Annotated in this window: 16 protein-coding genes; 1 reads left to right on the plus strand and 15 read right to left on the minus strand. The window is 36.3% G+C overall.

Annotation, left to right across the window (positions count from 1 at the left end; all coding sequences use genetic code 11):
• Window positions 1–155: 155 nt before the first annotated feature.
• The 8 genes from thiH to KQI71_RS04805 all read right to left on the minus strand — a co-directional run bounded on the left by thiH (window position 156) and on the right by KQI71_RS04805 (window position 11,106).
• Entirely contained in the window at window positions 156–1,319 is a 1,164-nt protein-coding gene (gene thiH / locus KQI71_RS04770) for a 2-iminoacetate synthase ThiH (protein ID WP_216434586.1), read from the minus strand.
• A 14-nt stretch (window positions 1,320–1,333) separates the two neighbouring features.
• Window positions 1,334–2,104 (minus strand): thiazole synthase, encoded by a 771-nt coding sequence (locus KQI71_RS04775; RefSeq protein ID WP_216434588.1) that lies wholly within the window; start codon window positions 2,102–2,104, stop codon window positions 1,334–1,336.
• Window positions 2,105–2,159: 55 nt separating this feature from the next.
• The gene (thiS, locus tag KQI71_RS04780; RefSeq protein ID WP_216434589.1) at window positions 2,160–2,357 is read right to left on the minus strand and encodes a sulfur carrier protein ThiS; all 198 of its coding nucleotides are present in this window, start codon (window positions 2,355–2,357) and stop codon (window positions 2,160–2,162) included.
• A 159-nt stretch (window positions 2,358–2,516) separates the two neighbouring features.
• Window positions 2,517–5,150 (minus strand): valine--tRNA ligase, encoded by a 2,634-nt coding sequence (locus KQI71_RS04785; protein WP_216434591.1) that lies wholly within the window; start codon window positions 5,148–5,150, stop codon window positions 2,517–2,519.
• Window positions 5,151–5,159: 9 nt separating this feature from the next.
• The gene (locus KQI71_RS04790; protein ID WP_216434593.1) at window positions 5,160–6,164 is read right to left on the minus strand and encodes a hypothetical protein; all 1,005 of its coding nucleotides are present in this window, start codon (window positions 6,162–6,164) and stop codon (window positions 5,160–5,162) included.
• On the minus strand, window positions 6,139–6,939 hold the full coding sequence (locus KQI71_RS04795; RefSeq protein ID WP_216434596.1) for a hypothetical protein: 801 nt from the start codon (window positions 6,937–6,939) through the stop codon (window positions 6,139–6,141). The genes KQI71_RS04790 and KQI71_RS04795 overlap by 26 nt, the downstream gene beginning before the upstream one ends.
• Complete coding sequence (locus KQI71_RS04800; RefSeq protein WP_216434598.1) at window positions 6,932–7,972, minus strand: DUF5716 family protein; 1,041 nt, start codon at window positions 7,970–7,972, stop codon at window positions 6,932–6,934. Before KQI71_RS04800 ends, KQI71_RS04795 begins: the two co-directional genes overlap by 8 nt.
• Before the next feature lie 5 nt (window positions 7,973–7,977).
• Window positions 7,978–11,106, minus strand: a complete 3,129-nt coding sequence (locus KQI71_RS04805; RefSeq protein ID WP_216434600.1) for a DUF5717 family protein — start codon at window positions 11,104–11,106, stop codon at window positions 7,978–7,980.
• Between the two features lie 144 nt (window positions 11,107–11,250).
• Between KQI71_RS04805 and KQI71_RS04810 the strand changes: the two genes are divergently transcribed.
• A complete protein-coding gene (locus tag KQI71_RS04810; protein WP_216434602.1) occupies window positions 11,251–12,336 on the plus strand; it encodes a pyridoxal phosphate-dependent aminotransferase in 1,086 nt (361 codons plus the stop codon).
• A gap of 102 nt (window positions 12,337–12,438) precedes the next feature.
• Here KQI71_RS04810 and KQI71_RS04815 read toward each other — a convergent pair whose 3' ends face one another.
• From KQI71_RS04815 to folK, 7 genes are all read right to left on the minus strand, one after another.
• Window positions 12,439–12,816, minus strand: a complete 378-nt coding sequence (locus KQI71_RS04815; RefSeq protein ID WP_216434604.1) for a RidA family protein — start codon at window positions 12,814–12,816, stop codon at window positions 12,439–12,441.
• 21 nt (window positions 12,817–12,837) lie between these two features.
• Window positions 12,838–13,998 (minus strand): zinc metalloproteinase nas-26, encoded by a 1,161-nt coding sequence (locus KQI71_RS04820; RefSeq protein WP_216434606.1) that lies wholly within the window; start codon window positions 13,996–13,998, stop codon window positions 12,838–12,840.
• 15 nt (window positions 13,999–14,013) lie between these two features.
• On the minus strand, window positions 14,014–14,565 hold the full coding sequence (lepB, locus tag KQI71_RS04825; RefSeq protein ID WP_216434607.1) for a signal peptidase I: 552 nt from the start codon (window positions 14,563–14,565) through the stop codon (window positions 14,014–14,016).
• Window positions 14,566–14,570: 5 nt separating this feature from the next.
• A complete protein-coding gene (locus KQI71_RS04830) occupies window positions 14,571–15,857 on the minus strand; it encodes an adenylosuccinate synthase (protein ID WP_216434609.1) in 1,287 nt (428 codons plus the stop codon).
• Between the two features lie 140 nt (window positions 15,858–15,997).
• Entirely contained in the window at window positions 15,998–18,472 is a 2,475-nt protein-coding gene (locus KQI71_RS04835; protein WP_216434611.1) for an LTA synthase family protein, read from the minus strand.
• Between the two features lie 60 nt (window positions 18,473–18,532).
• Window positions 18,533–19,663 carry a bifunctional chorismate mutase/prephenate dehydratase gene (locus KQI71_RS04840; RefSeq protein WP_216434613.1) on the minus strand — a complete coding sequence of 377 codons (1,131 nt, stop codon included), beginning with the start codon at window positions 19,661–19,663 and terminating at the stop codon, window positions 18,533–18,535.
• On the minus strand, window positions 19,660–20,490 hold the full coding sequence (folK, locus tag KQI71_RS04845) for a 2-amino-4-hydroxy-6-hydroxymethyldihydropteridine diphosphokinase (RefSeq protein WP_216434615.1): 831 nt from the start codon (window positions 20,488–20,490) through the stop codon (window positions 19,660–19,662). The genes KQI71_RS04840 and folK overlap by 4 nt, the downstream gene beginning before the upstream one ends.
• Window positions 20,491–20,494 lie beyond the last annotated feature (4 nt).

A 20,494-nucleotide genomic window follows, 5' to 3' on the forward strand; every position in this document is an offset into this window, starting at 1 on the left:
TTATAATTCTTTTGTTTTGATAACCTTATCACAAATCACCACCTTTGGCTACCTTAACCCACCATCTAAAGCCACTAGAATTGTTTAAGAAAAAACCCTCCAAATCGATTTTTCTTCGATTTGAAGGGTTTGTCACTTTTTATTTTGTTTTGATCTTATACATAAATGTAATCACTCATCACCGGCTGCATGCCATTTTTTTCAATCATCTGGTAGATCTCATCAACGCCTCGTCCGTCATCGATCTCGAACTGTTCGTCTCCTTTTTCTTCTCCAGTATGACCTCCAATTCCCACATTCACACCAGCTGAAATTTTTGTTGCTGCAATCTGAATGATGTTATCACGAAATCTTGCACATTCACGACTGGAAATTGTAATACTTGCAAATGGCATAAAGATTCGGTACGCACAAATAATCTGCAAAAGCTGCGGCTCATGCACATCTTTTGGATTGATTTTATCATTGTTAATAATTGGACGTAATCTTGGACAAGAGAATGCGATTTCTGCATGTGGATATTTTCTCTGCAGAAGATAAGCGTGCATTCCAGTTGCCAATGCATCTTTTCTGAAATCATCTAATCCTAATAACGCTGCAAATCCAACTCCTCGAATTCCTCCCATAATTGCACGTTCCTGTGCATTGAAACGATATGGGAAAATTCGTTTTCTTCCCCCAAGATGAAGGGTCTTATATTTATCAGAATTATATGTTTCCTGGAAGACTGTAACAAAATCAGCACCACATTCGTGCAAATAAGCATAATCTTTGGAATCCATTGGATAAACTTCCAATCCAACGACCTTAAAATACTTTCTTGCAATCTTGCATGCTTCACCAATATATTCTACACTAGAATTTTTTGGACTTTCACCTGTCAAGATAAGAATTTCTTCCAATCCTGTTTCTGCAATCGTCTTCATCTCTTTTTCAATCTCCTGCGCATTCAATTTTGCACGTTTGATTTTGTTATGGCAGTTAAATCCACAGTAAATGCAATAATTTTCACAATAATTGGCAATATACAAAGGAGTAAACAACATAACAGAGTTTCCAAAATGCTTTCTTGTCTCCTTCTGCGCTTTCTGTGCAATCTCTTCAAGGAATGGCAAAGCTGCAGGTGATAACAATGCTTTAAAATTTTCAACAGAACATTCCTCTGCTGCAAGTGCTGCCTTTACATCTGCTGCTGTATAAACATCCGCATCATATGCATCCATTTCCGCAATAACCCGATCCATAATATCATGATCAATGGCCTGCATATCATCGGTATATTTCATGTGGTCTGTATGCTCATCGATTCTCTCGCTCATAGTTGTCCTCCTTGTTAGTTCTTTAAAAATCCTGTCAATGGGGAAGATGCACTTCCGCCTTTTTCAATGACTCTTCCAAGTCCTGCCAGGTAAGCAGTTCTTCCTGCTTCAATTGCATGTTTAAATGCACCTGCCATAGCTGGAATATCACCTGCAGTTGCAATGGCTGTATTGGCCATAACTGCTGCTGCTCCCATTTCCATTGCTTCACATGCCTGAGATGGTTTTCCGATACCTGCATCTACGATGATTGGAAGATCAATCTCATCAATTAAAATCTGAATGAAATCTTTTGTACAAAGACCTTTGTTTGATCCAATCGGTGCACCTAATGGCATGATAGCAGAAGCTCCTGCATTCACAAGATCTCTGGCTGCATTTAAATCTGGGTACATATATGGCATAACAATGAATCCTTCTTTTGCAAGCATTTCTGTTGCCTTAATAGTCTCATAGTTATCTGGCAATAAATATTTTGAATCATGGATCACTTCTACCTTAACAAAATCGCCGCATCCAAGTTCTCTGGACAGTTTTGCGATTCTTACTGCTTCTTCTGCAGTTCTTGCTCCAGAAGTATTTGGAAGCAATGTAATTCCTTCTGGTATATAGTCCAGAATATTTGCAGCATCATCTGTTGTTGTTCTTCGAAGAGCCAGTGTGATAATCTGTGCTCCTGCATGTTTCACTGCTGCATCAATCAGATCTAGGGAATATTTACCTGATCCTAAAATAAATCTTGAGTCAAATTCATGATTTCCAATAACTAATTTGTCTTCTTTCATTGCCATAATCTCCTTTAAATTTTATTTTTTATCTTTATGCAATCTCTGGCATCTATCAGCCTCCGCCAACAAATGTCACAACTTCCAGTGTATCACTGTCACTTAAAACAACCTGTCCATATTCCCCTTTCGGGACAATACGCCCATTATGCTCCACTGCGATTCTTCCTTGTTTATAACCTTCCTGAACAAGAAAATCCGCAAGCACAACAGAATCACCAGACAGCTTCTTTGCTTCACCGTTTACTGTCATAACAAACCTCCTGTATCATTTTTCATACGAAAAAAAGGTCCATAAAGAGACTCACACCCGAGGTGGTGTGCCCCTTCATGGACCTGTTCATTTCAGATTCACTCTGCGTATACAATATCATAAATGATTTTTTTTGTCAAGTTTTCTATTTTTTATGCCTTAAAAACGAGCAAGCTGTTCTTCTACTTGTTCTAACATTTGCTGATATTTCGCCAGCTTGTCTTTTTCTTCTTGTACCTTTGCTTCTGGCGCTTTGCTTACAAATTTTTCATTTCCAAGCATTCCCTGGCATCGTTTGATCTCACCGTTTAAGCGTTTTTTCTCTTTCGCAAGTCTTTCTTTTTCTTTTTCGATGTCTACCAATTCTGCAAATGGCATATAGATCACTGCTTCTGGAATAACAGTGGAAACTGCATCTTCTCCAATTCCATCTTTATTTTCCTGAATGATCACTTCGCTTGCATATCCAAGAGTTGCAAAGAAGACTTTTCCCTGTTCAAAGATCTGTCTTACTTCTGGATTCTGTGATACAACGAATACCTGAGCTTTTTTCTTTGGTGATACATTCATCTCAGCACGAACGTTACGGATTCCACGAACAGCTTCTTTGATTGTCTCTACTGCTTTTTCATCTTTTTCAAAGTTCCATTCTTCTTTAAATTCCGGCCATTTTGCTAGCATAATGGATTCTTCATCTGTCAGGTTGCAATAAATTTCTTCTGTAATAAATGGCATATATGGATGAAGTAATTTTAAAGCTTCTGTAAGAACCGTATTTAAAGTCCATAAGGCCGCTGCCTTTGTCTCATCTTCATCATTGTACAAACGTGGTTTTACCATCTCAATGTACCAGTCACAGAATTCTTCCCATAAGAAGTCATTCAGCTTCTGAACAGCAATTCCAAGTTCATATTTTTCCATATTTTCTGTTACATCTTTGGCTAATGTATTTAATTTAGACAAAATCCATTTATCAGCACTTGTCAAATCGTCTAATGTTACATTTGAGAAATCCGCCTGTTCCAGGTTCATCATAATAAATCTGGATGCATTCCATACTTTATTAGCAAAATTACGGCTTGCAATGACACGTTTTTCTGTATAACGCATATCATTTCCAGGTGCATTTCCTGTTACCAGTGTAAATCTTAAGGCATCCGCTCCATACTGAGCAATGACTTCCAGAGGATCGATTCCGTTTCCAAGAGATTTACTCATCTTACGTCCCTGCTCATCACGGACAAGTCCATGGATCAGTACCGTATTAAATGGGCATTTTCCTGTCTGTTCATATCCTGAGAATACCATTCTGACTACCCAGAAAAAGATAATATCGTATCCAGTTACCAAAGTATTGGTTGGATAGAAATATTCTAATTCTTCGGTCTTCTTTGGCCATCCGAGGGTTGAGAAAGGCCATAATGCAGAACTAAACCATGTATCCAGTGTATCTTCATCCTGTGTGAAATGTGTGCATCCGCATTTTGGGCATACGCTAGGTTTTTCTCTTGCTACAACAACTTCTCCGCATTCATCACAATAATAAGCAGGAATTCTGTGTCCCCACCATAACTGTCTGGAAATACACCAGTCACGAATATTTTCCAGCCAATGCAGATATGTCTTTGTGTAACGTTCTGGAACAAATTTCAGATCCCCATTTTTTACTGCCTCGATGGCTGGTTTTGCAAGTTCATCCATTTTTACAAACCACTGTGGTTTGATCATTGGTTCTACCGTTGTTCCGCAGCGGTCATGAGTTCCTACATTATGCTCATGATCTTTGATCTTAACAAGATATCCCTGTTCTTTTAAATCTTCAACAATCGCTTTTCTTGCTTCATAGCGGTCCATACCTGCATATTTTCCACCGTTTTCATTGATCGTTGCATCATCATTTAAAATATTAATTTCTGGAAGGTTATGACGTTTTCCGACCTCAAAGTCATTTGGATCATGGGCCGGAGTAATCTTTACTGCACCTGTTCCAAATTCACGGTCAACATATTCATCGGCTACAACTGGAATTTGACGATTGCATAATGGCAGTTCCAACATTTTTCCAACTAGATGTGTATAACGTTCATCTTCTGGATGAACCGCTACCGCACTATCTCCTAATAAAGTTTCCGGACGTGTTGTTGCAATTTCTACATATTCATCACTTCCAACAACTGGATATTTGATATGCCAGAAATGTCCTGCCTGATCTTCATATTCTACCTCAGCATCAGAAATGGATGTCTGGCAGACTGGACACCAGTTGATGATTCTTGATCCGCGATAAATATATCCTTTTTCATATAACTTGATAAATACTTCTTTGACTGCCTCAGAACACCCTTCATCCAAAGTAAAACGTTCACGATCCCAGTCACAAGAAGATCCAAGCTTTTTCATCTGGCTAATAATTGTTCCGCCATATTCTTCTTTCCATTTCCATGCTCTCTCCAGGAATTTTTCTCTTCCAAGATCTTCTTTTTCAATTCCTTCTTCTTTTAAAGCCTTGATAATTTTTACTTCTGTCGCAATACTCGCATGGTCTGTTCCAGGCTGCCAAAGTGTATTATATCCCTGCATTTTCTTAAAACGAATCAGAATATCCTGAAGTGTTTCATCCAGTGCATGTCCCATATGAAGCTTTCCTGTAATATTTGGAGGCGGAATTACGATGGTATATGGTTTCTTTGTATGATCTACTTCTGCATGGAAGTATTTGTTATCCAGCCACTTCTGGTACAGGCGCTCTTCTATCTCGCCTGGATTGTAAGTTTTTTCTAATTCTTTTTTCATTTTGAACTCCTATATTTCTGTTTTTTCCTGGTTTTTATCCAGTTCTCTCTTGTGTTTTACAAGAGCTTCCTGGCAAACATCTTGCTGGTATTCCAGCCTTTCCAGATAATTTGCCCGTTTTGAAAATTCATATAAAGCCTTTGGGTAATAAAGCCAGCTTTCCGGCTCCTTGAAATTGTATTTGCGCAAAACTTCCAACAGTTTTTCGCCTCTTTCTTTAATCCCTCCACAAAAAGCGAGACCTTCTGAAATTTTAATACAAAATTCAAACAACTCCCACTGCTCTTCTTTTATATATCCAAATAATACTTCATATTTCTCATAATAAAACTTTAAGTCATTTCCAATATCCTGGAAATCTGATTCCATCCGTTTTCTGGAATTAATTTTATGACTGCTCATCATCCGATATAATTTCTCTCGATCAACAGCTTTCTTCTGCATATGATAGAGTACCATAAGAAGGCATACAACGACAAGGGCTGCGGCCGTAATCTGCCAGATATACAGCATAGCATCGATTTTAAAATGCCATATTACAATACCGACAAGGACAGCCGCGGCAATTGCCATCACAAGAAATGTATGAAAAACTGCCTTTTTGTTTTTCCTGTTTTCTTCCGTCTTCCTTGTTTCTTCTAAAAGTTTTTCTTCTTCTTCTACTGCGATATCAATTTCTTTTTCCAGCTGCTTTTTTTCTCCTTCCAGAGAATGAATACTCTGGAGGCCTGTCATTAATTCATTTTCTCTTTCCCATAATGGAAAGAACTCTTCATCACTGACTCTTCCCTTAGAGGCATCATAAAAATTTCTCGCGAAAATACGCTGATAAAATCTCGCTGCCTCCTCAATTTCACTCGCTTCTTCCTCTTCCATCTCATTTAAATGAGCAAGATCTTCTTTCTTTTCAAGAATATGACTGATCTCATCCTCATAAAGAGTTACAAAACGCTGTTGCAAAAGCTGTTCTTTTTCGTTTTCGATATCCTCAGATAATCTCTTTTTTGTATTCATCTTTCCACTTCTCCAATATAGCTTTTGTAAGCTTATGTGCCATCATATCATCTGCTTTTTTTCTATGATAATTAATTTTTTGCAATTTTATAAATTCATCCTCTTGTTTGATTTCTTCTTCCCTCTGTTTTATATTATCATAAATAATCATCAATTGCTCCCTGGAAAAAGAAATTCTTTCTCCATCTCTTAAAAACATTTGTTGATCTCCCTGTAAATAGGATACCATAAAATATGCTTCCTGTATTTCTTTTTGTTCTTTTATTTCCAATGCTTTGTAAAAAGATTCCTTTGCATCCTGGAAACAAAACATTCGGCTTTGACATAATCCAAGATTATAAAATACCTGAAGCTGCTCTCCTGGTTTCAGCTGTATCCTTACTTGTGTCAGACTTTGATAGAGACGCATAGCGCTTAAATACATATGATGTCTTAAATAAAGATCTGCCATCAATTTTTGTTTTTTTACCACAGAATATAGATAAGTTGTACGAAGCCTCTGTTGAAACTGTATTTTTTCTTCTGGGGTAAAATAATTATGATAATTCATAATTTCCTTAATTTGTGAAACAGGATCTTCGCTTTTCAGCACAATTCCAAGTTCTTTTTTTAAATAAGAACGAATTGGCTGATCAAACCCTGTAATCAGAAAATAAATCATATCATGATCCAATAAATAACAAAGCTCTTCATAACTTTGAAAAGATTGCCCAAGTTCTTCTATTCGATAAGGAAACATCGCTTCTTTTGTTTCACATAATACTATTTTACTCACGGAAATCTCCCCTTTCCAAATGTATCACCTGCTGCCATATTTGGTGGCTAGATGGCCTCAGGCTTCCAAATCCTTGATCAGTTACCTTCATTTTACACTGGTCTGGTGAAAGATATTCTCCCTGAATTTCCAGTTTGTAAACCTGATCACTATCTTTGTTGATCCCATTCAATGTCATAAACACGGATGCTTGTTTAATTCCATTCTTATCCCGAAGTTCAAAAACAAGTTTATTAATTCCAGATACCATCATCTGTATTTTCCCCTTTGCTTCAAACCATGGTTTTCCTGCCGGAAGGATCGGACAAAAAACATCTTTACCGTGATGACATAAGGTAAGACCAATCTGACAAATTGTCATGGTTTCTGTTAAGATAAAGGCTCCATCCTGTTCTTCCTTTGCATCTTTCCCAGCCATATAAGCGGCTCCACATGCAAATAAATGTTTTCCCATAAACACCCTTCTTCCAATACATAACGTTCTGGATGATTTTGTAAACCAGTTTCCCTCAAATCCTTCTCCACATAGATATACCGTCGTCGTAACTCCTTTGGCAAGGGCTTTTCCTATGACTTTTAGAAAAAACTGATCTTTTTGAGAATTTGACATTGCTTGAGACATGATATCTGTAAAATCCTGTTTTTCTACGACAATCGTATCGCTTTGTTTTTTTACTTCATAATAGTCCATATGATTTTTTCGATAATCAAAAATTGCCGTTTTCCCTTTATCGAGATCATTTTGCTGATATTGAACCAGACCGAGAGCAGCTTCCTCCTTCGTATACAGACGCAGACCTTCCACAATACCAAGTCTCTCACTTAGTTCTTTTGCTTCTTCTATTTTTGAATGATTTAATCCATCCATAACAATTCCGTAGGAACCTTTTCTTCCTGCCGGACTGACTGTGAGCTCTGTCATGTAATCGGTCCATGATCCATGCAGCACGGTTGGTTCCTTTTCAATCGTTCTGTTTTCATCCATGATCCAAGTATATACCTGTCCATTTTCAAAATGTATTCCTGTCTGCATCTGCTTTATTCCCCTGTCATCGGTTTGATAAATTCCACCATACTTTTTTTGATTTCATACCGTTCCATGGCTTCCTGAATGGATGCATCCTGTCTCGTTTTTACCATTTCATCTAACTCATAAAAACGACTGCCCCGACTTTGCTCCGTATGGCTGACGAAGTGAATATTGTTTCGAATTCTTTTTTCATCTCCTGGAAGCGTTAAAAAACAATCTACAATTTCATCAGAGAAAATAATATCAGAAACAACATAATACCCCGGCATCAATTCTTTCATTACAAGATTTCGCCACTGCCTTGTTCGCGCACTCGTATAGTGGAATGTGAATCGTAACCCTTCCTCTCCTTTATATTCTATGAATGTTTTTGCATAAAGATAATTCGGAATGTCCAATATTTCAGAAAAAGCAAATAAATCAGGGAAAATATCTCCTGTCTGCATTTCCAGTTCTTTAATTCTTTGAATTCTCCATTTTTGGCGATCATTTAATGATTTATTTTTATAATATTTCAGATAAACACCTTGATATATGCGATCTGTTTTTCCAGCATCAATTTTCATCCCAACCAATTCATAAAACTGATCTGGAAGTTCCTTTTCATTCCTGCAAGCATAATCCATGTATTCTACCAGCATTGCATCAATCATCCATGCTTTTTTATCATTTGTTTTCAGATATTGAGCAAATACATGAAATTCCTCTCCATTTACTCCATCCTGCCCACATACCTTCAATGTCTCCTCTGTAAAATCTGTGCGATAAAGATCTAATTTCTTTCCTTCATCCCAGATTTTTAACATTTCTTCCTTGCTTCCCCTGAAATATCTTTGCAAATATTCAATCATATCCTTGCTGTATTCACCATGCTCAAAAGCCCAGGCGCACATATGAACTAACAGTTCTGATTTCTGGTGATTCAATGCAGAAAGTGCATAGATCGAAACTTCTTTCACATATTTTGGTTTTAGAAAATCATATCCATACTGCTGAATTCCCTTCAAGGCTTCCTCATATAATCCACCTGCAATAAAATATTCAATCATATGAATCCGGTTTTCTGCAGGAAGACTCTTAAATTCAACAAGTGCTAATGCTTCTCTTAATTTTTCAACTTCTCCGTTTTCCAAATAAAAGGCCAACACTTTTTCAAAAATTTCCTGCTTTACATTTTCATTTAATATTGTACATCCGATAACCGAAAGAACTTCTGGAAAATCTTCTTTCGAGAGTTTTTCTTTTTTCAGATATCCCCCGCTCTTATACAGCAGAAAATGATCGTTTGTTCCATCACACTTCTCGCAATAAGCGTCAATTTGTTCCTTGCTCCACAAAGGTTTGATCTGCCAATGCGCAGAGCCAATACAGCGGTTTTCATTCTGATCAAAAAAGACTAGCATTGCATCATTTCCAAAGATTTCTACATATTCAGACTTTCCTGTTAGAAATTTTATATCCGGCTGCTGCTTTTGTTTCTGAATAATTGCTGCTTTTTTTAAAAGATTTCCTGTATATGTCAACTCTTTATAAAAAATAACATTTCCAAGATCTTCTCGTGTCTCTTCAGTTGATAAAAGCTCATCAAAATAATAATGATACAGCATGAATAGATGATGATTTAATTGTTCTTTTTTCAACTCATCGGCAAGAAACTGACGAATCATTTCTTCATAATTTGGAAAAATATTCTGATATTTTCTGCGATTAATGACAACATTGGCATATAAAAAACTTTGTTCCTTTCTGCTTAAACTGTTGCTATAAGAAAAATAGATCAAAATTTCCTCCGGCAATACCGGATACTGATTCGATGGTATTGTTCTTAAAAATGCTTCCTGAAGCCCGATCAGCTGTATTCCTTCTTGCAATGCTTTCTCATAATAAGGGTGACAATCATGCTCCATACAATTGCCCTGAATCATCATTGCACAAATTCCCTGCAACACATTTGAGATTGGATATTCTTCATAAATACACATTAACAGCCATAAAAGATTTTCTGAAAAAATCTTCTCACGCGATATGATAAAACAGATTCTCTGAATCAACCCTTCATTCATCAACTTTTCTCTTGCTGCAAACTCTAACACATGCAATTCAAAATCTTCCAAATGCTGTAAAAGCTGTGGTTTTTCACCAAAAAGGCAGCATGCCTCAAACTGAAGCAAAGGATTTCTATCTCCAAAAGTATGCAGCTCTTTCATCTTTTCCAGCTGAAGCTGCGGATCATAAGCCAATTCAGCATCCAGATTCATCAAGTACCAAAGGAAAAATCCCTGAAACTTATCTTTTTCTTCTTCCAGTACTTTGATTTCTTCTACTGCCTTCTTAAGACTTTCCTCGCTTTTATTATATAAAGCCTTTAAATAAAACAAATATCCCTTTGCCAAATGGTTCATCTTAGATATCCGTTCTTCTTCTGGGAACTTTTGATCTAAATCTTTTTCTCCATTTAAAATCTTTAGATGAAGTCTAATCAGATCATAACAATCTGTATATTCTGATCCCGGCTGCATTTGAGCAAGGATTTCTTCTACCCGCTCTGAAAATTCACTTTTTGAAATTTTTCCAGAACAAAACTTCACATAAGCATCAAACATTCTTCTCCAGCGAATCGGTTCTTTTCCTCGTTTTTTTACTTCTTCGCCTTCATAAACGACCTCAATTTTCAAACAATCTTGTATCGTCTCAAAAACAACCTCTGCTTTTTCCCCATTTTGTGGAATGTCATCAAGATAAACTGGAATTTCCAGAAGATTATCCACAAAATCTGCTTCTACAAAGGTATCCTTTTCCAATGCCAGGAAGTCTCCTTGAACTTTAACTTTTCCTTCCAGATAACCCCATCCATTTTTCTTAATGGTGATCATCAGCGGTTCATCCATATTGTTTTTTGTAATTCGCCATAATGTTTTGGCCGCAGATAAATGCACCGCCTCCTTTTGTCCGGCGGTGATCAAAAATTCTTCTAAGATCTGTTCCCTATTTCTTCCAAGCAACAGCTGATGGTAAACATCCTGGTATTCCGGATAATTTTCCAGATATTCTTTTTTAAAAGACTCTGAAAAAAAGAGGGCTTTGGCTCTCTTCTTATCTTCCTTCAATATGTTTACAAAATTTTGTAACTCTGACATAATCCTGCTTTCCGCTCCTTGTTGATATGCAATCCAGCAGTGATACTTTACGTCTCTGCTCTGCTGGGGTATAATATAATTTAAATTGATTAAATTTTATTATAACAAATTTCGACCAAATATGAAAGAACAAGAGGAATTGTCATGTCAGAAAAAAAACAGGCATTTCATGGAAGTGATCTTGAAAAAGTAGAAGAAATCTATGGAATCAAAAAAGAAAATATCGTACCTTTTGGCGGAAATGTAAATCCACTTGGAATTTCCCCACTATTAAGGAAAAGCATGCAGCAGCATATTGATGCAATTTGTGAATATCCTGACAGGGATTATAAGACACTGAGAGAAACTTTAAGTATTTACTGCAATGTTCCAATGGAACACATTCTTGTTGGAAATGGAGCAACAGAATTAATCAGTCTGACTCTCAATCTTTTGCATCCAAAACATGCTCTTTTGCTTGCTCCAACTTATTCTGAATATACAAGAGAAATCTCTCTTGCCGGAGGATCCTATGAGGAATACATTCTAAATGAAACAAATAACTTCCGCCCAGATCTTGAAGATTTAAAAGCACATCTTACAGATGAAGTGGATTTATTCGCTTTCTGTAATCCAAATAATCCTACTTCCAGTGCTTTAACTGTAGAAGAAATCAGAGAAATCTTGCTTCACTGCAAAAAACATCATATTTTCGTTCTAATTGATGAAACTTATGTAGAATTTGCTCCGGATATCCATGAGATTTCCGCCGTTTCTCTCGTTCATGAATTCGATCAATTTATGATTCTTCGTGGAACATCCAAATTTTTTGCATCTCCAGGGCTTCGTCTTGGATATGGAATTTGTGGAAGCCTTGACTTCCTAGATCGTCTAAAAGTAATCAAAAACCCATGGACGATCAATACATTGGCAGCACTTGCCGGAGAAGCAATGTTCATGGATACGGATTACATTCAAAAAACAAAAACTTATATAGCAAAAGAGCGAAAACGCTGCCTGGATATTCTTTCTGGTTGTGACCATTTAAAAGTTTATCCAGCTTATGCGAATTTTATCCTTGTCCGTTTACTTGATGGCACTACTTCTTTTGAAATGTTTGAACGTTGTATTAAAGAAGGACTGATGATCCGTGACTGTAGCAGTTTTGAAGGCCTTGATGGTGAATACATTCGCTTTTGCATTCGTTTAGAAAATGAAAACACCAAATTACTAAATATTTTAACAAAGTAAATATAATAAGCGCTTCACAAATATCATTGTTATTCGTGAAGCGCTGTTTTTTTATAAAACTGCTTATTTACTTTTTCAAAGTTTTTGTTTTTAGCTTATTCTTTATTTTACTGCGATGACTTCGATCTCAATCAAAGCTCCCTTTGGAAGAGCTGCTACTTCGACGCAGGATCTTGCTGGTTTATTATCTCCAAATGCTTCTTCATAAATTCCATTCACCAGTCCAAAATCATTGACATCATCAAGGAATACCATTGTTTTGATAACATCGTTTAATGTCAGGTTGTCAGCTGCCAATACAGCTTTCAGGTTTTCAAGCACCTGCTTTGTCTGTGCTTCAATTCCTTCCTGTAATTCCTGTGTTTCTGGATTTAATCCAATTTGTCCAGATGTAAATACAAAATTTCCAGCTTCTACTGCATGACAGTATGGTCCTACTGCTGCAGGTGCGTTCTGTGCATTGATTGTCTTTCTTTCCATGTAAAAATTCCTGCCTTTCTTTTAATTGCTTATACTAACTTCCAGTTTTGCATTATGATCATCGATTTTTTTCATTTTCTGATCATTTCCCGGATCCTTTGTCGGATAATAATCAATATAATAATACATTCCTTTTTTCAATCCTGTAAAGGTATACGTACTCTTTGATGCATCGATGGAAAGAACCTTTGCCTCCCCACTTTCATTAATATCATTCAATGCAAGAACCGGTTTCAGCGACCGATCAAAATCTTTTGGATTTTTTATCGTGATCACTAACTTTCCTGTATTCGAATGAAAAACATTTCCGACGACCAGTTTACCAAAAGTTCCACTTCCTGCCTTTGTACCTTTCAGTGCATCTACATCATAATAAAGCGTTCCATTTTTGGCTCGTTTCATCCATGTATTTTTATCATCCGCATTTAATTTCTTTGCATCTGTCTGTGTATTCAAGGTTACATAGCCCTTCCATACCGGCATTTCTTCTGTTTTATTTTTTTTCACATCATACAGTTGAAAACTCAAATTCTTGATTTCTTCTCCCGGTTTCATATAAACATTATCCGGATACCCAAGATATACAAGCACATGATCATTCTGAACAAGAACATTCGAATCATTTAATCCATCTGCTTCTAATGTCTTTTTTATCTTTTCGAAAGAAACTCCAGAAAACGATGTCTTATGATCGTCTTTTAGGAAATCTCCTTGATAAACTTTGTTCATTTTTGCTTTTTTTGTTGTTATCGTCTTGTTCGCGATATGAAAATAGTAATTTTTTTCTGTTTTTTTACCGTTTCTTTGATAAAAATGTACCAGAGATCCGTCAGAAGCAACTTCTATTTTTCCATCTCCTGAAGATTTTTGAGAAAAAATCCCTGTTTTTTTCAAGTCCACAGCTTGTGTAATCTTTTGCTTTGATAAATCAAAGACAAAAAATCCTTGATTGTCATGAAACATGATCCTATGATCTGATGCATAATCAAGCTGCGGAAACTCTGAAGTCTGTTTTTTTACCGTACTTGAAACAAATGTTTTGATTTCCTCTTTTGATGTCAGCACATCAACTGCCGATTCTGCTGTTGTTTGCTTTTTGCTGTTTTCATTTTTTCCGCATCCTGATAAAAAAATGCTAAGACAAAACACAACAGACAAACATCCGAGTAAATATTTTTTCATAAGCACTCTGCTCCTTTATTTAATCCACTTAAAGGACGGATAATAGCGAAGCCATGCCTTTCCAAGAATCTCGTCTCTGGATACATAATGAACTTTCCATTCCCTTGCATCGCTGGAACAGTTTCTGTTATCTCCCATCACAAAGTATCCGTTTTTCGGTACTGTATATGGTCCGAAATCATCCACTGGTTCTTCTTTAATGTAAGGTTCATTGAGAGGTTTTTTACTATGATTAATATAAACCTTCCCATCTTTTACCTGCACGGTCTCGCCAGGAAGAGCAATGACCCTTTTAATATACCATTCTTTTTCATTTTCTGGATACTTAAAAATAATAATGTCACCCCTCTTTGGATCGTTAAACCAATAGGAAGTTCTTAATGCAATCAGCTTATCATTTGTCATGATTGTATTTTCCATGGATCCGCTAGGGATATTGGCATTAATGATCACAAAGTTTGTAATAAACTCTGTGATCAGTATTGTTATCACAATACAAAGGACCCAGCTGAAAGCTTCTTTTTTCCATGAAGTCTTTTTCTGTTCCTTCTTTGCTTCTTTTTTCATGATGTTTAGTCCTCAAAACCTCTGTTGATAATTTCATGTCTTCCAGGTCCGTTGGAAACAAGTGTAATTGGATATCCAATTTTTTCTTCAATAAATTCAATGTATTTTCTGCAGTTTTCCGGCAGATCTTCATATTTTGTAATACCACGGATATCACTCTTCCATCCTGGAAGTACTTCATAAACAGGTTTTGCTTTTTCAAGCTTTCCTGTTGTAGGGAAGTCTGTTGTTACTTCACCGTCAATTTCATATCCGACACATACTGGAATTTCATCCAGATATCCAAGAACATCAAGAACAGTGAAGGCTACGTCTGTTGTTCCCTGCATACGGCATCCGTATTTTGTTGCAACAGCATCAAACCATCCCATACGTCTTGGACGTCCAGTTGTTGCTCCGAATTCTCCACCGTCTCCACCACGTCTTCTTAATTCATCTGCTTCATCTCCAAAGATTTCGCTTACAAAAGCTCCAGCTCCAACAGCACTTGAATATGCTTTTACAACTGTAACAATTTTCTGAATTTCATATGGTGGAATTCCAGCACCAATTGCACCATAACCTGCCAGTGTAGAAGAAGATGTTACCATTGGATAAATTCCATGATCTGGATCTTTCAAAGAACCAAGCTGTCCTTCTAATAAAATCTTCTTTCCTTCTTTGATTGCTTCATGTAAGAATAAAGAAACATCTCCTACATATGGTGCAATCATTTCTCTGTATTCTACAAGAGTATTATATAATTCTTCTTCATCAATAACCGGTTTGTGATATAAATGCTCTAATAATACATTCTTTTTCTCACATACTTTATGAATCTTATGTTTTAAAGTTTCATCTTCGAATAATTCATTTACCTGGAAACCGATTTTTGCATATTTATCTGAATAAAATGGTGCGATTCCTGATTTTGTAGAACCAAAGGATTCTTTTCCAAGTCTTTCTTCTTCATACTGATCAAATAAAATATGATACGGCATAACGATCTGTGCACGATCTGAAACAAGAATTTTTGGTTTTGGAACACCCTGTGATACAATGCTTTCAATTTCTTTACATAAAACAGGAATATTTAACGCTACACCATTTCCGATTACGCTCGTTGTATGGCTATAGAATACTCCAGATGGCAATGTATGCAGTGCAAATTTTCCGTAATCATTGATGATTGTATGTCCTGCATTTGCCCCTCCCTGGAAACGAACGATAATATCGGATGTTTCACCTAACATGTCTGTAATTTTACCTTTTCCTTCGTCTCCCCAATTGGCTCCAACGACTGCTTTTACCATATGTGCATCCTCCTAAAATCAATTTGTCTGACTTTCTTTTTTCTTTTATTCCGCTGATAAAAAGATTTAGCGGAATGACAACATTTTTATTCTATATTGTTTTAGGCACTCTGTCAAGACAGAGTGCCTAATCGTTTGTGTTACTTTTGTTTTACAGAAAACAATGGTGTACTTACATGTTTCCAATCCATCAAACTATTATACTGCAAATACTGATACTGTGTAACCAGTTTTGTATATTTATTGTGACTTTCTAAACTATAGTTCTTTCCATCTGATGTCACATATCCATTCGCATTGATTGCAGGAATTGTTTTTCTTAAATTCAGCAGGAATTCATTGTATGGTGACAATGTAAGGTTTGTCTGCTGAAGCATCAGACTGGATAAATAGTTCGCACTGACATTTTTCACATTATCTTTGGAATCGATGTCATAGTTTGCCCAAATGATAAATGGTACGGTGTATTTTTTCTGTAATTCTTTTAGACTTAAGCCATTTAAAGATTTTCCGTACAATAATTCATAGAAAGAATCTTCCAGTTTTGGCTGATGATCACCAAACATAACAACGATGGTTGGTTCTTTCTGATTCTTAAAGTAATTGATAATCTTTTCAAATGCACGGTCAGATTCATGAATCAAAGACAGATAACGGTTTGCTGTGTCTGTTGCCTTTTCATCTGTAATCTTAATCTCTTCTTTAAAATTCTTATCTGCAATCAGATAACCTCCATGGTTCTGAATGGTAACGTTAAATAAGAATAATGGTTTTCCTTTTTTCTTCTTATTAAATATATCAATAATCTTATTATAATCTTCAGAATCGCTATACCATCCCCGGAATTTTTCACCATTTGGATTCATACTTGACTCATCTAAGAATTTATCAAATCCAAGCAATGGATAAACCATGTCTCGATTCCATCCGTGTGCTTTATATGGATGGAATGCTAACGTATCATATCCTTGCTGTTTTAACTGACTTGCCAAACTTGGAACCTTATGTTTTACAAATTGTGTATACGCATTTCCATTTAAAGGAAGACTTGATACTGAATTTCCAGTCAAAAATTCATATTCTGAGTTACTCGTTCCTCCTCCAAAAACAGATACTAACATTTTACCTTTGATTGTATTTTCTTTCAGACTGTTGATATAAGGCATTACTTCCTTATTTGTCTTAATCTTATTAACAACATTCAAATCTGAGAATGTCTCATTCATAATAACAACAACATTTGGTTTCTGTGTCAGTTTTTTGTTTCCACCTTCTGTTGGTTTGTATTCTTTTGCAATCTGATTGACCTTCTGTGCGCTATAACCATCTGGTTCAGACACAATCGTATACTGAATGTTCATAAGAAAACTTGCAATATATCCATTGGTTCTGTAACCCTTTTTCTGATTCCAGAAGTTTACTTTGATTCCCTTGCTTTCTAAGAAATCGGTTCTTGTAATAAAGAAAGACTGTGCAACTGTAATAACTGCAACAACAGCTACCGCAATTAGACGTTTCTTCCACTTAAATACTTTGAATGTATCAAGTTTACATGCTGCTACACAAAGTGCAAGCAAAATGATTGTCGCTACAATGGCTGGCTTGTCATAAGATAATACATAATGATCTGCGACGTCCATCGCTGTTCCAACTGCATAAATATCCGCTGGTGTAATTGGCGTACCACGGAATGCCAAAACAAAATAGTTTCCGATTGCTGCTGCATACAACAATACATTTCCGACTAACAGAGAATACCGCACTCTGTTGAAAATAACAAGTAATATGCCAAACCATATATAAAACCAGACAATATTAATTCCATAAGACAACGGATTCATCTGACTAATTGGATTGTAAAATACTTTCTCAACCATATAAAATGCAATCCACGGGTTTATGATAAACAAAAGCCATGTCAGACGCTTATTCCATTTTTCCGGTATTTTTAATGGAACAAGTACAAGAACTGCCAATGCAAGTGCAATTCCAACCGTAAGTGCAATCGCAGACCAGTCAATTTGTGTTGTCCATACTCTTGTACGGATATGATAATTCTGCGTTACACCATTATATGTTGCTTTCTGGAAAATATTTCCCATTTTCTTTGATGTATAAATGTGGAAAGGATGATCTTTAGAAACACCTTTCGTAGAAACTTCAATTGTGTAAGTTTCTCCTTTCTTTAATTTCTGGTTAACGATCATACGATACCAACGATCTTCTTTCCTCTTTGTACGACGCATGGTCGCTTTCATATCCTTTAATCCATCTACAACATCCATTGCCTGTTCAATCTTGTAAATTGATTTTCCATTTTTATCTTTTACATTTACAAGAACACTTCCTGGACGGATATTTTGTTCATTTCGATCGATCAGCATATCAAGCTTCTCCATCGAATGAGAAGTTGCGGTAAATTTCTGAACAATCTTATCTCCGTCATACATTGCAACACTGGTCATTTTCTTGTCGTAGATTCCCTTCGCTACTTTTTCCGAAAATTCCTGTTTATTCAAGATTACAAAGATTGCAAAAACAACTAATGCCACTGCGATGACATATTTGAGAAGTTTATGAAGCACTTTGTGAATCTTTTCAAATTTTTCCTCCATTTTTACTACCTTCCATTCTTTCTAATTCTTCAGTTTCTTCCTCTCTCTTTTCTTTTATTATTAAAAATTACCTAATATTTTAAAATCCTTTGTTTCTTCTCTAATTCCTGCCAGGGAATTCTGGATGGCCGGATCATCCAAATTTCCGATAACATCAATGTAAAATCCATATTCCCACTGTCTTCCCGGTAATGGTCTGGACTCAATATTACACATACTGACATCATTGAACATAAAATGAGTCAAAATGTTATATAGAGATCCTGATTCATGAGGCGCGCTGAAACTGATGCTAACTTTTTTTGCATCTTTCCGGTACTGTTTTTTCTTTGACATGATGACAAAACGCGTCGTGTTATTTCCTTCATAGTTCACTTCACGCTGCAAAATTTCAAGGCCATAAAGCTGTGCTGCCCTTTCACTGCAAATGGCTGCTTTCGTCATGTCTTTATCATCTGCCACCTTTTTGGCGCTGATCGCTGTGTTTGCAACTTTTACCTGATCCCATGTTCTCTGATCTAAAAATTTTCTACACTGCAACAACCCCTGTGGGTGAGAATATACTTTTTTAATATGATCGATATCTGCCCCTGGAAGAGCTGCAAGTACATGATGACACTCTACGGTTTCTTCTCCAACGACACAAATATCATAATCAAGAATCATATCATAAATTCCACTGACGGTTCCCGCCGAGGTATTCTCAATCGGCAAAACACCGTAATCTGCTTTTCCTTGATCCAAAGTTTTCACAACATCTTTAAACTCTGGAACAGAAAATTTATGAATGTTTTCTCCAAAATATTTTACCAGTGCCTGTTCCTGATATGCTCCTGGAATTCCCTGGTAAACTACTTTTGTATTTTCATTAATTTCTAGCTCATCAACTTCTTCAAAAAGTTCCTGTACATACTGATCTTCCTGAGATAAAATACCATATTGATAGCGACGGCTGATTGACATTAGCTGCAAAAATAATTCTTCTGTAGCTTTTGACATAAAATGATCTGTCTGGTTTTTCGTTAGTGTTGCTATTTTTTCCTTTTCTCTTACAGGATCATAAATGGCTTTTCCTGTGCCTCGTTTATATTCAGCAACTTCTGCGGAACACCCCATTCTTTTTTCAAATAATGACACCAGCTGCTGATCGATCTCGTCAATGTCCTGGCGTATCTCCATTAAATCTCTCATTTTTTATTTTCCTCTTCTACTTTATCTTTTAGCTGAAGTACCGTCTCTTTTAACAGCGGATGCATTAAATATGGTGCAATTTCTGCTAAAGGTTCTAGTACAAACATTCTTTTATGCATTTCCTTATGCGGAATGGTAAGCTTCCTCTCATTCATTACAAGATCATCATACATAAGAATATCAAGGTCCAGCGTTCTTGGTCCCCAATGAATCGTTCGCTTTCTTCCTGCCTGCTGTTCAATATCCATCAGAAAATCAAGAAGCTCCTCTGGTTCTTTTAAAGTATCAATGGCAATACATCCATTTAAGAAATCATCTTGCTCCACACCGCCATAAGGCTTCGTTTCAATCAGACTTGAAACATGTACAACTTTGGTATCTTCCTGTTCTTCAATCTGATCAATGGCATGGTTAATATATTCCATTCGATCTCCCATATTAGATCCAACGCCAATATATGCTCTGTGCCATCCTCGCTGAATTTTTACAGATACATAATCAAGAGGTAGTCCAATCGGAGCCCATGGTTTTTTCACTTCAATTTCAACCTTTTCTAATAGAGAAAATTCCAGCAAAAGATTTTTTGCTACAACTTCTGCTGCACGCTCAATCAACTGAAATGTATGCTTTTCCATCATTTCTTTGATTTTTTTGCATACCTGTCCATAATCTACGGAATATTTTAACTGATCACTGACTCCGGCACGTTTCGTATCAGTATACAATATTGCGGAAATGAGAAATTTCTGTCCCAGTACCTGTTCTTCCTTATAAACACCATGGTTTCCGTAAACTTCCAGATCCTTTATTCTAATCTGATCCGCCATGTTT

The organism is Anaerostipes sp. MSJ-23, assembly GCF_018918155.1.
Taxonomy (GTDB): domain Bacteria; phylum Bacillota; class Clostridia; order Lachnospirales; family Lachnospiraceae; genus Anaerostipes.